We start from the raw sequence: 13663 nt of genomic DNA, 5'->3' as shown, positions 1-13663 counted from the left end.
GAGGCCGCATAGGCCACCGGTTCCAAACTTCAGGGGTCACGGCCCCCTCCTCCGAACGAGGAAAGGCCCACCGACCGGGATCGCTACGCCCCGCGGCGGGGGCTCCTCCGGTGGACGAGGTGGCGGGGCCCCTCGCCTTCGCGCCCTTCTCGCCCGTGGCCCTCCCGCCCCCGCGGACACGCCGGGGCGGCTCCTCGCGGGCCAGGAGGGCCGCACCGACCAACCCCTGCCGAGGGGGCCTGCCCGAGTGCGCCCGCGCCCCCAGCCCGCCAAGGGCGCCGCGGCCCGCACCCGCCTCCACGCGTTCCCGCCCCCCGGGCACCCCCCCGGGGGCGTTCGCGCCGGCCGCTGACCGGCCCACCGAACAGCACCCCGCCCTCCTCCCCGAGGGCGCACCGTGTGCCCGCCCCACAGGCGGACAGGCCTCGGGTTCCGCCCGCCGCCCCCACCACGCCTTCACCCCGCACCGGCCCCGCGCACAGCAGGGCCGGGCCCCACCCCGGACCGGGACACCGCCCTGCCGCCCCACGCCCCATCACCCCCGCGCGCCCGGCAGCCGACAGCACGGTGGCCGGAACCTCCCGGCTCCGTCATCACCGCCTGCCCGGCGACCGCCCGCACGCCCGGCGCCCGGCAGCGGCGCCCGACACCCGGCGCCATCGCCCTCGTCGCCGCTCCCTCCCGGGACCACCGCCACACCCGGCGGACGACAACACCGCCGGCAGGACCACCCACCTTCGTCGCCGCTCCACCCGGACCGCGAGCAGCCCGGCAGCCGACGAGCCGACCTGGGGGAACCGCCGATCCGGCCTCGCTGCCCATTCCCCCATCGCTTACGGCGCCTTGGCTGGTCGGATGCGTGCGGTGTTCCCCTTCTCCATCGCCGCCCTGTCGCCGCCTTGGGCCGTGACTCTCCACGCGCTTGGCGGTCGGCGGCGCTGCGTGTGGGACAGACCTCGCTTCTTCGCTGCTGCCCCATGCGTGGACCACCTGCATTCCCGGCGGTCGAAGGCGCTCCCCTTAAGGGCCGTCCGGCTTTCTCGTCGCCGCCCCATGCGGGGACCACCCGCGCGCCTGGCAGACGACGGTGTCGGGCGCATGGTCGCCTGCCGCGGTCGCTGATGGTCCTCTGAACGCGGGGCCGTCCCAATGGTCGTCTCTTGTTTCGCCTCTTTCGCCTCGTGGTTCCGGTTCACGCCGGCGTGCCGAAGCGGCGCAGCGAAACCCGCAGGGACGGTCTGGTGTGTCGTCGCCGCTAAGTCGGTCTCGGGCGTGTCCTTTGCGCTTCTTCCCGGAGGGCACGCCCGAGCGGCGTTGCACCCGCGGAGGTCAGGGCCGGGGTTCGGGGGACCAATGGGGGTCGCGGCCGCTGAGGCCCAGGGCCCGGTCGAACAGCGGGGCGTCGTCGGGGACCGGGACGACGGGGCCGAACAGGCCCTCGCGGGCCTCGGGGACGTCCGGGATCGAGGCGGCGAAGTCGTGGCTGACCTGGGCCTCCCACTCTTCGCACCGGTAGGGGCGGTCCGTTGCGCGGGCGAGGTCCCATCCGTGCAGGACGAGCTCGTTCAGGGCGATCGCGCCCGCCTCCTGTCCGCTGAGCACGAGTCCTCCCGCCGCGGTCTCGCCCTCCCAGGCCGACGGTGAGCGCCAGGCCTCGGCCAGGGCATCGAGCCGGCGCGGCAGCTCTATGCGCCAGTCCGGCGGAAGGTCGGCCCCGGAGGCCTCCGGCGGCGGGCCGTCGTCGGGCGAACCGGTCTTGTCCGCGGCCTGCCGGAAGGCCTGGGCGAGCATCATGACGTGGTCGAGCAGCCCGGCGACGTCCATGCCGGTGCACGGGGTGGGGCCGTCGAGCCGGGAGTCGGGGGTCGCGGCGGCCAGGTCGGCCAGGCGCCGGGCCGCGGGTTCGAGGTCGAGGTGATCGGCCATGGGTCGTCCACTTCCGGTCGTGGTTGCGCTCGCTCGGGAGCCGTCGGGGTGAAGACCCGCGCGGGCCGCGAAACTCATCGCACATGCGGCCGAACCCGTGATAGTGCTCTGATGGTGAGAGGCTTCGAGGACCTGGTGGAGGAGGGCGCAGCGGCGCCCGTGGACGGCTGGGACTTCTCCTGGCTGGAAGGGCGCGCCACAGAGGAGCGGCCCTCCTGGGGGTACCAGGGACTGCTGGCCTCGCGGCTGGGGGACGTCGACGCGGTGCTCGACCTGCAGACCGGCGGGGGCGAGGTGCTGGGCGGCGCGCTCGACCGGGCGGGTTCGGTGCCCTCCGTGGTGGCGGCGACGGAGTCGTGGCGGCCCAACCTGTCCCGTGCGGCCGCGCGGCTGCGGCCGGCGGGGGGAGCGGTGGTCGGCGCCGCTGATGCCGGTCCGCTGCCGTTCGCCGACGGGGTGTTCGACCTGGTCTCCTGCCGCCACCCGACCACCGTCCCGTGGGCGGAGGCGGCCCGGGTGCTGCGGCCGGGCGGGTCGTACCTGGCCCAGCATGTCGGCCCTGCCAGCGTGTTCGAGCTGGTCGAGTTCTTTCTCGGCCCGCAGCCCGAGGCGCGGCGCGCGCGTGATCCGCAGGATGAGGCCGACGCGGCCCGCGCGGCCGGGCTGGAGGTCGCGGAGCTGGGGTCCGAACGGCTGCGGATGGAGTTCTTCGACGTGGGGGCGGTGGTGTACCTGCTGCGCAAGGTGGTGTGGCTGGTGCCGGGGTTCACCGTGGCCGCTCACCGGGGGCGGCTGCGGGAGCTGCACGAGCGGATCGCCGCCGGCGGGCCGTTCGTGGCGCACGCCTCGCGGACGCTGATCGAGGCGCGCAAACCCGGCCGATGACGTAAAGTGGATTCCCTGGGAATCCCTGTGCGCTGTCGCGGTTCGCGGCGGCGCTTTTGACTGCTTACGGAACGGGACATGACTGACGACAGCCGATCGGGGGGCCGCGGCGGCTCCGGAGCCCGTGACCACAGAGGCCGCTCCGGAGGGTCCGGCGGCGGCCGTCGAGACGGCGGACCCCGCGGCGGCGGAGGGTTCCGCGGCGGCGGGGGACCCCGCCGCAGCGGTGGCGGCGGAGGACGCCGCTTCGACGGGGGCCGCGGGGGGCGGCCCCAGGGCGAGCGGGGCGCCGAGCGCCCGGAGAGGGAGAAGGGCCCGGCCCTGCCGGAGGACGTCAGCGACCGCGAGCTGGACGGCGACGTCCGGCGTGAGCTGGCCACCCTGCCGCGTTCGCTGGCGGAGATCGTGGGCCGCCACCTGGCCGCGGCCGGGCGCCTGCTGGACGAGGACCCCGACGCCGCCTACGAGCACGCCGCCTACGCGCGCAAGCGCGCCTCCCGCGTGTCCGCGGTGCGCGAGGCCGCGGGCGTGGCCGCATACAACGTCGGCAAGTGGCAGGAGGCCCTGTCCGACCTGCGGGCGGCGCGCCGGNNGGCAGCCCCGCCTACCTGGCGGTGATGGCCGATTGCGAGCGCGGGCTGGGGCGCCCCGAGCGCGCGCTGGAGCTGTCCCGCGCGCCCGAGGCCTCCGAGCTGGACACCGACGCCCGTGTGGAGCTGCGGATCGTGGCCGCCGGGGCCCGCAGGGACATGGGCAACCCGGAGGCGGCGCTGGTGGAGCTGCAGGTGCCCGAGCTCAAGGAGCGCCGGGCCCGCCCGTGGGCGGCGCGGCTGTTCTACGCCTACGCCGACGTGCTGGACGAGCTGGGCCGGGACAAGGACGCGCGGGAGTACTTCGCGCGCGCCTCGGCCGTGGACCGCGAGGGCCAGACCGACGCCGACGAGCGCCTGGCCGAGCTCGAGGGCATCGAGCTGGTCGCCGTCGACGACGACGTGGTGTGGGCCGACGCCGAGGACGCCGAGGCCGACCCGCGGGCCTGACCCGGGATCGAAGAGAAGGGGGCGCCCGCCGGTATCCGGCGGGCGCCCCCTTTGCGTCGTCCCGTCAGCCCTGCCCGGCCGTCTCCTCCTGCGGGATGCCGTGCTTGCGGTAGTAGGCGCTGCGGCGGGTGAGCACCACCGAGGCCAGCAGGGTGGCCAGCAGGGAGGCGATGAGCACGCCGCCCTTGGCGTGGTCCAGGGTGGTCCCCGGCTCGTAGGCCAGTTCGCTGATCAGCAGCGAGACGGTGAAGCCGATCCCGGCCAGCTGGGACATGCCGGCGATGTCGATCCAGCGCAGTGTCGGGTTGAGCTCGGCGGGGGTGAGCTTGGTGGTGACCCAGGCCCCGCCGAGGATGCCGATGAGCTTTCCGGCGACCAGGCCGATGATGACGCCCAGGGCGACGGTGTCGGTGAACATCGAGCCGATGCCGGAGAAGACCACGCCGGCCGAGAAGAGGGCGAAGATGGGCAGTGCCAGCCCCATGGACCAGGGGCGCAGCATGTGCTCGACCCGGTGCAGCGGGGACTCGTGCTCGCCCTCGCGCATGCGGCTGCGCATCAGCATGCCCATCGCCACGCCGGCGATGGTGGCGTGCACGCCGCTCTCGTGCATGAACGCCCAGATGAGGAAGGCGAGCGGCACGTAGACGAGCCAGTTCGGCACGGCCGAGCGGTCGAGCGCGGCGGCGATGCCGCGGCCCTGCTGCAGGTAGCCGAAGAGGACCAGCAGCGCCAGGGCGGCGAACAGGTAGGCGAAGGAGAGGTGGTCGGTGTAGAAGATCGCGATGACGGTGATCGCGCCCAGGTCGTCGACGATGGCCAGGGTCAGCAGGAAGGTGCGCAGCGCCGGCGGCAGCGACTTGCCGATGATGGCCAGGATGGCCAGGGCGAAGGCGATGTCGGTCGCCATCGGGATGCCCCAGCCGCTCATGTCCTCGGGCCGGGCGGTGTTGAAGGCGACGAAGATGAGCGCCGGGGCGATCATCCCGCCGACGGCGGCGACGATGGGCAGCATGGCCCGGCGCGGGTTGCGCAGCTCGCCGTGGACGAACTCGTGCTTGAGCTCGGCGCCGACGATGAAGAAGAAGACCGCGAGCAGCCCGTCGGCGGCCCAGGTGCCGACGGTCAGGTCCAGGTGGAGCGGCGCCGAGGGGCCGATGGTGAAGTCGCGGATGGCCTCGTAGGCCCCGGAGAGCGGCGAGTTGGCCCAGATGAGCGCGATCGCCGCAGCCCCGATGAGCAGAAAGCCGCCGACCGCGTCTCTGCGCAGTGCGTCGGCGATCGCGTGCACACCGGTCTTCTTCACCATAAGCGGTTCTCCCGAGTCGTCCATGGGATTGCGTACGTCGCCGACCAGACTTCCCGGCACACCAGTGCGCAGCACGGCACTGCGCTTCCTTAACACTGCCTTATGCCCCGGACTGTATACAAATCACCGCGCGTGATGGTGATCGTCCACACCCCTGTGACCGGCGGGTTCCCGGTTCGTGCGAGATGTGGGTGACAACCTTTCACGTCCTCCGGGGGAAGCGCCCGGCGCCGGGCCGGCGCCGCAGGGTAGGATAACCGCCGTGTCGGCGGCGGATCTCGGTGGTGCGGTGGTGCGCGTCGGCGCGCTGCCCGAGCGCCACGACTCGGTGGTCTGCCTGCTCTTCGACGGCGCCCGGCCGGTTCTGGTGCGCCACCGCGACCGCGCCTGGGAGTTCCCGGGCGGGCACGCCGAGCCGGGGGAGGACCCGGAGGCCACCGCCCGCCGCGAGGCCCGCGAGGAGGCCGGGGCGGAGCTGGGCGAGGTGCGCACCGCCGGGCACTACGTCCTTCCCGGCGGGCACACCACCGTGGTCACCTGCGCGCGGGCGCGTGCGTTCCGCCCGCTCACGGGTGAGTTCGAGACCGTCGAGGTGCGCGCCTTCGACACCCTGCCCCCGCAGCTGTCCTGGGACGACGGCATCTACGCCTGTCTGCTGCGGGAACTGGGGCTGCCGGGCGCGCCCTGAGCGGCCTCCTGCTCGGCCTCCAGCCGGTCCAGCCAGTGCCAGATGCCGCTGGTGTTGCCCTCCACGCCGCTGAGCACGTCCATCACCTGGGCGGCCTCGGCGGGCGCCTCCTCGGGCAGGGGCCGGTAGCGCTTGAGCACCGCGTCGCGGACCATGCCCACGGCGTGGTCCAGGTCCCCGGTGGAGGCGCGGGCCCGGCGCACCTCCTCCACCCAGGCGTGCAGCTCCTCGCGGGCCCGCTCCAGCGTGCCCTCGACCTCCTCGACCGCACCGAAGTGGGAGAACATCAGGCGCCGGGCGCCGATGTCGCCGAACAGGTCCAGCGAGCGCCGCGCGGCCCCGAAGTCGAAGTCCGGCGGCGGCGTGGCCGGGCGGACGTCGCCGGTGTAGGGGTTGTACACCCCCAGGGCGTCGCCGGCGTACAGGTCGCCGGTGGCGCTGTCGACCAGCGCCACGTGGTGCTTGGCGTGGCCGGGGGAGTAGTGCGCGACGAGCCGCCGGCCGGCGCCCAGGTCCACCTCGCCGGTGGTGCCGACGGTGCGGATGCGGTCGGCGTCGGAGGGGCTCATCTCGCCGAAGAGCACGTCCAGCCGGTCGCCCCAGACCATCCGCGCCGAGCGCATGAGCCGTTCGGGGTCGGCCAGGTGGCGGGCGCCGCGCTCGTGCACCACGATCTCGGCCCGGGGGAACATCCGGGCGATGTCGCCCACGCCGCCGGCGTGGTCCAGGTGGATGTGGGTCACGACGATGGTGGCCAGGTCGTCGGCGCCGATGCCCAGCGCGGCCATCCGGTCGCGCAGCACCTCGGCCGACCCGGCGGTGCCCACCTCCACCACGCACGGCCGCTCGGTGCGGATGAGGTAGCTGGAGGTGATCCCCGGGTACCCGGCCATCAGCGTGTCGATGGCGAAGACCTCTTCGCCCAGGGCGGTGATGCCCTCGGTCGCGTCCACCGCTGCACTCCCTTCTGCGAGGCCGGGAACCGAATCTAGTTCACCGGGCCCGGGGCCGGGCGCGCGGCCCCCGTCCACAGGCGCCGGATCGGTCCGCACGGGCCGGGGCGCGCGGTGCAGGGTGGACGGCGACAGCGACACCCCCGTCGACGGGAGGCGCACATGCCCCGGATCCCGACCGCCCCCTCCGCCCTTGCGGCCCGGCCCGCGCACCGCAACGAGGTGCTGCTGGCCGGGCGCGTCACGGCCGAGCCGTCGGTGCGCGAGCTGCCGGACGGCGCGCACATGGTCACCTGGCGCATCTCGGTGGCCCGGCCGGCCTCGGACGCGCGCCGCGGCCCCCAGGCCGACCCCTTCACCTGCGTGAGCTTTCGCCCCGACATCCGCGAGGCCACCCGCAGCTGGCGCATCGGCGACCTGGTGCAGGTGTCGGGGTCGCTGCGCCGCCGCTACCGCCGGGCGGCCCGGGGCGGCGGCGGGACGGTGGAGGTGGAGGCCACCGGCGTGCGGGAGCTCGGCGGGCGGGCCGCCGGGGGGTGACTCACCAGCCGAGGCGGTCCAGCGCGCCGCGCGGGTCGGCCCCGGGGTCGGCCCAGGCGGCGGCGCACACCGCGCGCAGCCCGTCGAGCCGCTCGCCGCCGCCGGACAGGGCCAGGGCCCCGTCGTCGCGCACCCGGGCGGTCCATCCGGCGCAGGCGGCCCCGCCCGGGACCGCCTCGGTGCCCGGGTGGGTCTCGTTGAGGCCGGACAGGTCCCAGGCGATGTGGTCGGGGCGGCGCTCGGGCGGGGCGGCGGCCAGCTCCCGGGCCCCGGTCACCCCGGACAGCACCAGCAGTGAGGCGGCGCCGCGGGCCCGCGCCCCCTCCACGTCGGTGTCCAGGCGGTCGCCCACCACCAGCGGCCGCCGGGAGCCGGTGCGGGCCACCCCCTCCTCGTGCAGGGGCCGCATCGGCTTGCCCGCCACGACCGGTTCCAGGCCCGCGGCGTTGGCGATGACCCGGGAGAAGGAGCCGTTGCCGGGCAGGATGCCCGGCCCCATGGGGGCGGTGGCGTCGGCGTTGCTGGCCACGAACAGCGCCCCGCGGCTGACCGCGAGCGCGCCCTGGCAGACCAGGTCGTAGGACAGGCGGGGGGAGTGGCCCTGCACCACCGCGACCGGGTCCTCGGCCGCCTGGGTGACCGGGCGCAGGCCGCGGCGGATCAGGGCCAGGCGCAGCCCGGTGTCGCCGACCACCAGCACCGGGGCCCCGGCCGGGAAGCGTTCGCGGACCAGCCGGGCGGCGGCCTCGGCGGAGGTGACCACGTCGCCGGCGGCGGCCGGGACGCCCAGGGCGGTGAGCCGCTCGGCGATGGAGGCCGGGGTGCGCGAGGAGTTGTTGGTGACGAACACCGCGGCCATCCCGGCCGCGCGCGCCTTGGCGACGGCCTCGGGCGCGGCCGGGACCGGGCGGTCCCCGATGTAGACGACGCCGTCCAGGTCCAGCAGGGCGGCGTCGTAGAGCTCGTTCAGCGGGCGGTCAGCGGGCTTCATCGGTCCTCTCAGGCAGGGACTCCAGGGAGCGCAGCACCAGTCCGGTGCGCGGCTTGGGGCCGAAGGAGGTGGATTTGCGCGGGGTGAGTTCGCCGCGCCCGGTCACCTCGTACACGTCGGCGACCCGCAGCGGGGGCAGCAGCACGGCGGCGGCGGGCCCGGTGTGGGCCCCGGCGCGGCGCACCGCCTCGGCGGCGTCGTCGTGCACGAGCTCGGCCGCCCGGGGCCGCACCCCCCACAGCGGCAGGAACAGGCGCTCCAGGGCGGCGGTGGGCATCGCCCGCCAGGCCTCGGAGCGGTCGGGGGCGGCGGCGCGCATCGCCCCGGCGTCGACCCGGTCGATGAGGAAGCGGCCGTCGCGGTCGGCGAGGGCCAGCGCCGGACCCTGGCGGGCCGCCTCGGCGAGCAGGCGCACGGTGCGGTCGGTGCCCCCGTCCTCGGGCAGTGCGCGGACGCGGGCGTGGGCCCGGGCCGCGTCGGCCGCCGCGCGGGCCCCGATGCCGGGCACCACCCGGTGGATGGGGCCCAGCCGGGGCGGTGAGGCGTCGGAGTCCACCAGCAGCGCCAGCCCCAGGTCCCAGGGGCCGGGGCCGTGCTGGCGCGCCTGCAGGCGGCGGTAGGCGGCGTAGCGGTGGTGGCCGTCGGCGATCAGCGCGGTGCGCCCGGCCAGGTCGTGGGCGATGCGGGCGTGCAGCCCGGCGTCGGTCAGCGCCCAGAGCCGGTGGGTGACGCCGTCGCCGGTGACCGTGTGCACCAGCGGCTCGTCGCCCTGCTCGGCGGGGGCGTCGGCGGCCCGCGAGGCGGCGCCGCGCTCGGCGCCGTGCCCGCCCCGGTAGAGCAGGAAGATCGGTTCCAGGTTGGCCCGGGTGGCGGCCATCAGCCGGGCCCGGTCCAGCACCGGCTCCTCGGCGATGGACTCGTGCGGGCGGACGGCGCGGCCGCCGGGCGGGGGCAGCCGCAGTAGGCCGATGAGGCCGCGCTGGCGCAGCCCTTCGGGGGTGGTCTGCTCGTAGGCGTACACCGCGGGGGAGGGGTCGCGCACCAGCACCCCCTCCTCGATCCAGCGGTGCAGGGTGCGCGCGGCACCGGTGTAGTCGGGGGCCGAGACTGCGGGCGGGGCGGTGAGCCGGGCGGCGTTGTGCGGTTCGTCGGTGGTCATGCGCGCATAGGAGGCGGCGTCGACCAGGTCGTAGGGAGGGGACAGGGCGAGCGCCAGGTTGAAGGCCGGCGAATCGATCAGGGCGCTCGCGTCGGCGCCCGCGTACCGGAGCCCGCGCAGCGGGGCGAGCTCCAGGGCGCCATCACCCGTATCCATCGGCACCCTGGAACGATACCCGCGGCTAGAGCAGCTTGCGCATGCGCATCAGGTCGGTGAAGCTCGCCTCGATCTTGAGCCGCCCGGACAGCATCGCCTTGGCGGCGTCCAGCCGGTCCTCGGCCAGGGCCACCAGGTCGTCGGCGGTGGCGGTGAGGCGCACCTGCGCCCGCCCGGCCGGGTCGCCGGCGGCGCGGGTGGACACGTCGCGCAGCCCGGTGCCGGTGAGCCGCATGTCGAAGACGGTGTCCAGGTCGCTCACGGTCACGCTGACCGTGCGCTCGACGATGTGCTTGCGGCGGTCGGCCTCGTCGACCTCCATGATCCGCTCCGACACCCGGTCGATCGCGCGGCGGCAGTCCTCAACGCTGGTCATGGCCCCATGATGCCGTAGCGGCCGGGCGGTTTCGCCCCGGGCGGCGGCGCGTCCCCGCTACCATCGGGGCCCGGAACCGAGTCGCTTTTAGGAGCAGTCCCACCATGGTCGTCGATGCGGTGCGCACCTATATGGATGCCACCAGTGGCCTCAACGAGCTCACCCGCAAGCGCGCCGTCGCCGCGGCGAAGTCGCTCATCAGAGAGTCGGGTGCGGGCGAGGACGCGCCCGGCGAGGGGTTGGGGCGCACCATCCAGGCGCTCGCGGCCGAGCTGATCGAGACCGGCCAGGCCAACCGGGAGGCCCTCCGGGAGCTGGTCCGGGCCGAGGTCGGACGGGAGATGGAGCGGCGCGACATGGTGCCGCGCTCGGAGTACGACCGGCTGGCGCGGCGGGTGGCCGAGCTGGAGCGGCGGCTGGCCTCGGTGCGCGGCGGCGCGCCGCTGTGGACGCGCGCGGCCGCCGTCCCCGAGCAGGCGGCTCCCGAGCAGGCGGCTCCCGAGCAGGAGCCTGAGCCGGAGCCCGCGCCCGCCGCGGTCGCCGAGGCCCCGGAGGCGGAGGCGGAGAAGGCGGAGGCGGTGGACGCCGCACCGGAGGCCTCCGCCGGGGACACGCCTGCCCAGGACGCCCCTGCCGAGGCGAACACCGCCGGGGACGGCGCCGCCGAGGAGAGTGGAGCCGAGGACAGCGCCGCCAAGCCCAAGACCCCCGCCAAGAAGGGCACGGCCCGCGGCAAGTCGCAGCAGGGCAAGTCCACCGGCAAGCGCACCGGCGGGAACCGCTCCAAGGGCGGCTCGGGCGCCAACAAGAGCGGCGCGGCCGCGAAGAAGGGCGACTGACCCGTGTCCGCACCCGAGGAGCCCCCCGAACCCCCGGAGGCCGCGGCGCTCGCCGAGCGCACCCTGCACAGCGTGCGGCAGCGGCTGGCCTCGCTGGACCGGCTGCCCGCCGCCGACCACGTCGCCGTGTTCGACGCCCTCCACCAGGAACTGTCGGAGGTGCTGGGCAGCCTGGACCGTACGGACTGACCCCGCCCGACGGGCACGCGCGCGCACCCGGGGGCGGTATCGTCCTAAGGCAGACTTCTTCCGGATGGGCGCGATTTCAACCATGGCCAAACGCACGCGGCTCGATGCCGAACTGGTCCGCCGCGGCCTCGCGCGTTCGCGGGGGCACGCCGCCGAACTCATCGAGGCCGGCCACGTCCTGGTGGGCGGGGTGCCCGCGGGCAAGGCGGCCACCCAGATCGGCACCGACCAGGCGGTCCTGGTCAAGGAGCCGGACGGCGAGCCGACCTACGTCTCCCGGGGCGCCCACAAGCTCGTGGGCGCGCTGGAGGCCTTCGGCCTGGACCCCGCCGGCCGGCTCTGCCTGGACGCCGGGGCCTCCACCGGGGGCTTCACCGACGTGCTGCTGCGGCGGGGCGCCCGCGAGGTGGTCGCCGTGGACGTGGGCTACGGCCAGCTCGCCTGGTCGCTGCGCTCGGACGAGCGGGTCCGGGTGATGGAGCGGTGCAACGTGCGCGAGCTGACCGCCGACATGCTCGGCGGGGACCGGCCCGGCCTGGTGGTGGGCGACCTGTCGTTCATCTCGCTGAGCCTGGTGCTGCCGCCGCTGGCGCGCTGCGCCGCCCCGGAGGCCGACTTCGCCCTGATGGTCAAGCCCCAGTTCGAGGTGGGCCGGGACCGGGTGGGCGCCGGGGGCGTGGTGCGCGATGCGGGGCTGCGCGCCGAGGCGGTGCGCCGGGTGGCCGGGGCCGCCGGGGAGCTGGGGCTGGGCGTGCCGGGCGTGGCGGCCAGCCCGCTGCCGGGCCCCTCCGGCAACGTGGAGTACTTCCTGTGGCTGCGGGCCGGCGCGCCGCCGCTGAGCGAAGAGGCGCTGGAGCGCGCCATCGCCGAGGGCCCGAGCTAGGGGAGGTGTCCATGACGACCACCGGTGCGTCCGGGCGCAGCGTGCTGCTGCTGACCCACACCGGCCGCAAGGCGGCCATGCGCAGCACGCAGCTGGTGCACTCCAGCCTGACCGACGCGGGGCTGACCGTGCGCATGCTGGCCTCGGAGGCGGACGACCTCAAGCGGTCCGGGTTCGAACTGGACCCGGTGGAGGCGGTGCGCGGCCCGGACGCGGCCGAGGGCGTCGAGCTGGTGCTGGTGCTGGGCGGCGACGGCACGCTGCTGCGCGCCGCCGAGATCGCCCGTCCGGCGGGCGCGCCGCTGCTCGGGGTGAACCTGGGCCATGTCGGGTTCCTGGCCGAGGCCGAGCGCGAGGACCTCAACGCCACCGTGCGCAGCGTCGTGGAGCGGCGCTACGCGGTGGAGGAGCGGATGACCCTGGACGTGGCCGTGTACAACGGCGGCCGGGCCAAGGGCGACCCGCCGGTGCGCACCTGGGCGCTGAACGAGGCGACCCTGGAGAAGGCCACCGCCCGGCGGATGCTGGACACGGTGCTGGAGATCGACGGGCGCCCCCTGTCGCGTTGGGGGTGCGACGGTGTGGTGTGCGCCACACCGACCGGGTCGACCGCGCACGCGTTCTCCGCCGGCGGGCCGATCGTGTGGCCGGAGGTCGAGGCGCTGCTGGTGGTTCCGATCAGTGCGCACGCCCTGTTCGCCCGGCCCGTGGTGGTCTCCCCGGACTCGGTGGTGGCGTTCGAGATCGTCCCGGACACCCCCGCGGGCGTGCTCTGGTGCGATGGACGCCGTATGGTCGAATTGCCCGCCGGGGCGCGGATCGAGGTCACGCGCTCGGACACGCCGGTGCGCCTGGCGCGCCTGCAGCGGGCGCCGTTCACCGACCGGCTGGTGGCCAAGTTCGGCCTGCCGGTCGCCGGCTGGAGGGGGCGCGCCGAGAGCGACGACCTCTAGCCAGCCGGCCCGAGCGGCCGCGACGCAGTCGGGAGCAGGAGAGGTTTCGGTGCTCGAAGAAGTCCGCATCCGCGGTCTCGGCGTCATCGACGACGCCGTGCTGGAGCTGTCGCCGGGGTTCACCGCCGTCACCGGCGAGACCGGTGCTGGCAAGACCATGGTGGTGACCGGACTGGGCCTGCTCTTCGGGGGCCGGGCCGACCCGCAGCGGGTGCGCCCGGGCGCCGACCGGGCCGTGGTCGAGGGGCGGCTGGCCGTCGAGGAGGACGGCAGGGTCGCCGAGCGGGTCGCCGAGGCCGGCGGCGAGCTGGACGATGGCGTGCTGATCCTGAACCGGACGGTCTCGGCCGAGGGGCGCTCGCGCGCCACCATGGGCGGCCGGTCGGCGCCGGTCAGCCTGCTGGCCTACCTCGCCGACGAACTGGTGGCCGTGCACGGCCAGTCCGACCAGCAGCGGCTGCTGCGCACCGAGCGCCAGCGCGCCTCGCTGGACCGCTACGCCGGCCCGGAGCTGGGCCGCGCCCTGGGGGCGTACTCGGCGGCCTACCGGCGGCACCGCGAGGTCGCCGCGGAGCTGGCCGAGATCACCGAGCGGGCCCGGGAGCGGGCCCAGGAGGCCGACCTGCTCCGCTTCGGGGTGGAGGAGATCGGCGCCGCCGAGCCGCAGCCGGGCGAGGAGGCCGAGCTGCTGGCCGAGGAGACCCGGCTGGCGCACGCCGACGCGCTGCGGGTCGCCGCCACCACCGCCAACGAGGCGCTGACCGGGGACCCCGCGG

At 75.7% G+C, this 13663-nt stretch carries 15 protein-coding genes; 9 read left to right on the top strand and 6 right to left on the bottom strand.

All coding sequences use genetic code 11. The features are described from left to right. Nucleotides 1-1329 precede the first annotated feature (1329 nt). Entirely contained in the window at nucleotides 1330-1926 is a 597-nt protein-coding gene (locus tag D450_RS0127160) for a TIGR03086 family metal-binding protein (protein WP_017541775.1), read from the bottom strand. 111 nt (nucleotides 1927-2037) lie between these two features. Between D450_RS0127160 and D450_RS0127155 the strand changes: the two genes are divergently transcribed. Both D450_RS0127155 and D450_RS35025 read left to right on the top strand, forming a co-directional pair. Then, nucleotides 2038-2811: a class I SAM-dependent methyltransferase gene (locus D450_RS0127155; protein WP_017541774.1), complete on the top strand. Its 774-nt coding sequence runs from the start codon at nucleotides 2038-2040 to the stop codon at nucleotides 2809-2811. 617 nt (nucleotides 2812-3428) lie between these two features. Continuing rightward, a complete protein-coding gene (locus D450_RS35025; protein WP_017541772.1) occupies nucleotides 3429-3851 on the top strand; it encodes a hypothetical protein in 423 nt (140 codons plus the stop codon). A gap of 64 nt (nucleotides 3852-3915) precedes the next feature. On the opposite strand, the gene nhaA is transcribed toward D450_RS35025, so the two are convergent. After that, nucleotides 3916-5160, bottom strand: a complete 1245-nt coding sequence (gene nhaA / locus D450_RS0127145; RefSeq protein WP_017541771.1) for a Na+/H+ antiporter NhaA — start codon at nucleotides 5158-5160, stop codon at nucleotides 3916-3918. Nucleotides 5161-5449: 289 nt separating this feature from the next. Here nhaA and D450_RS0127140 point away from each other — a divergent pair, with 289 nt between their 5' ends. After that, nucleotides 5450-5848 (top strand): NUDIX domain-containing protein, encoded by a 399-nt coding sequence (locus D450_RS0127140; protein ID WP_017541770.1) that lies wholly within the window; start codon nucleotides 5450-5452, stop codon nucleotides 5846-5848. On the opposite strand, the gene D450_RS0127135 is transcribed toward D450_RS0127140, so the two are convergent. Beyond that, a complete protein-coding gene (locus D450_RS0127135) occupies nucleotides 5803-6801 on the bottom strand; it encodes an MBL fold metallo-hydrolase (RefSeq protein WP_017541769.1) in 999 nt (332 codons plus the stop codon). The genes D450_RS0127140 and D450_RS0127135 overlap by 46 nt on opposite strands. Nucleotides 6802-6963: 162 nt before the next feature. Here D450_RS0127135 and D450_RS0127130 point away from each other — a divergent pair, with 162 nt between their 5' ends. Beyond that, the gene (locus D450_RS0127130; RefSeq protein WP_017541768.1) at nucleotides 6964-7341 is read left to right on the top strand and encodes a single-stranded DNA-binding protein; all 378 of its coding nucleotides are present in this window, start codon (nucleotides 6964-6966) and stop codon (nucleotides 7339-7341) included. 1 nt (nucleotide 7342) lies between these two features. Here the strand turns inward: D450_RS0127130 and D450_RS0127125 are convergent, their stop codons facing one another. Genes D450_RS0127125 through D450_RS0127115 form a run of 3 tightly spaced genes read right to left on the bottom strand, consistent with a single transcriptional unit; the run spans nucleotide 7343 to nucleotide 10023 of the window. After that, nucleotides 7343-8332: an HAD-IIA family hydrolase gene (locus tag D450_RS0127125; protein ID WP_017541767.1), complete on the bottom strand. Its 990-nt coding sequence runs from the start codon at nucleotides 8330-8332 to the stop codon at nucleotides 7343-7345. After that, nucleotides 8319-9647: a DUF1015 family protein gene (locus tag D450_RS0127120; protein ID WP_017541766.1), complete on the bottom strand. Its 1329-nt coding sequence runs from the start codon at nucleotides 9645-9647 to the stop codon at nucleotides 8319-8321. Before D450_RS0127120 ends, D450_RS0127125 begins: the two co-directional genes overlap by 14 nt. Before the next feature lie 25 nt (nucleotides 9648-9672). Next, complete coding sequence (locus D450_RS0127115) at nucleotides 9673-10023, bottom strand: SCP2 sterol-binding domain-containing protein (protein ID WP_017541765.1); 351 nt, start codon at nucleotides 10021-10023, stop codon at nucleotides 9673-9675. A 104-nt stretch (nucleotides 10024-10127) separates the two neighbouring features. Here D450_RS0127115 and D450_RS0127110 point away from each other — a divergent pair, with 104 nt between their 5' ends. From D450_RS0127110 to D450_RS0127090, 5 genes are all read left to right on the top strand, one after another. Further along, on the top strand, nucleotides 10128-10862 hold the full coding sequence (locus D450_RS0127110; protein WP_017541764.1) for a coiled-coil domain-containing protein: 735 nt from the start codon (nucleotides 10128-10130) through the stop codon (nucleotides 10860-10862). A 3-nt stretch (nucleotides 10863-10865) separates the two neighbouring features. Beyond that, complete coding sequence (locus tag D450_RS0127105) at nucleotides 10866-11051, top strand: hypothetical protein (protein ID WP_017541763.1); 186 nt, start codon at nucleotides 10866-10868, stop codon at nucleotides 11049-11051. Nucleotides 11052-11133: 82 nt separating this feature from the next. Then, the gene (locus D450_RS0127100; RefSeq protein WP_017541762.1) at nucleotides 11134-11934 is read left to right on the top strand and encodes a TlyA family RNA methyltransferase; all 801 of its coding nucleotides are present in this window, start codon (nucleotides 11134-11136) and stop codon (nucleotides 11932-11934) included. A gap of 11 nt (nucleotides 11935-11945) precedes the next feature. Beyond that, entirely contained in the window at nucleotides 11946-12887 is a 942-nt protein-coding gene (locus D450_RS0127095) for an NAD kinase (protein ID WP_017541761.1), read from the top strand. Nucleotides 12888-12936: 49 nt separating this feature from the next. Continuing rightward, the coding region (locus D450_RS0127090) for an AAA family ATPase (RefSeq protein ID WP_017541760.1) at nucleotides 12937-13663 on the top strand (727 nt) is incomplete at its 3' end.

The organism is Nocardiopsis halophila DSM 44494 (assembly GCF_000341245.1).
Lineage (GTDB): Bacteria > Actinomycetota > Actinomycetes > Streptosporangiales > Streptosporangiaceae > Nocardiopsis_A > Nocardiopsis_A halophila.
This window is presented reverse-complemented; position numbering and strand designations above follow the sequence as displayed.

Coding starts and splice junctions, on each gene's coding strand:
- D450_RS0127120 (WP_017541766.1), bottom strand. CDS start 9,647: ATGGATACGGGTGATGGCGCCCTGGAGCTCGCCCCGCTGCGCGGGCTC.
- D450_RS0127100 (WP_017541762.1), top strand. CDS start 11,134: ATGGCCAAACGCACGCGGCTCGATGCCGAACTGGTCCGCCGCGGCCTC.
- D450_RS35025 (WP_017541772.1), top strand. CDS start 3,429: ATGGCCGATTGCGAGCGCGGGCTGGGGCGCCCCGAGCGCGCGCTGGAG.
- D450_RS0127125 (WP_017541767.1), bottom strand. CDS start 8,332: ATGAAGCCCGCTGACCGCCCGCTGAACGAGCTCTACGACGCCGCCCTG.
- D450_RS0127155 (WP_017541774.1), top strand. CDS start 2,038: ATGGTGAGAGGCTTCGAGGACCTGGTGGAGGAGGGCGCAGCGGCGCCC.
- D450_RS0127110 (WP_017541764.1), top strand. CDS start 10,128: ATGGTCGTCGATGCGGTGCGCACCTATATGGATGCCACCAGTGGCCTC.
- D450_RS0127160 (WP_017541775.1), bottom strand. CDS start 1,926: ATGGCCGATCACCTCGACCTCGAACCCGCGGCCCGGCGCCTGGCCGAC.
- D450_RS0127115 (WP_017541765.1), bottom strand. CDS start 10,023: ATGACCAGCGTTGAGGACTGCCGCCGCGCGATCGACCGGGTGTCGGAG.
- D450_RS0127095 (WP_017541761.1), top strand. CDS start 11,946: ATGACGACCACCGGTGCGTCCGGGCGCAGCGTGCTGCTGCTGACCCAC.
- nhaA (WP_017541771.1), bottom strand. CDS start 5,160: ATGGTGAAGAAGACCGGTGTGCACGCGATCGCCGACGCACTGCGCAGA.
- D450_RS0127130 (WP_017541768.1), top strand. CDS start 6,964: ATGCCCCGGATCCCGACCGCCCCCTCCGCCCTTGCGGCCCGGCCCGCG.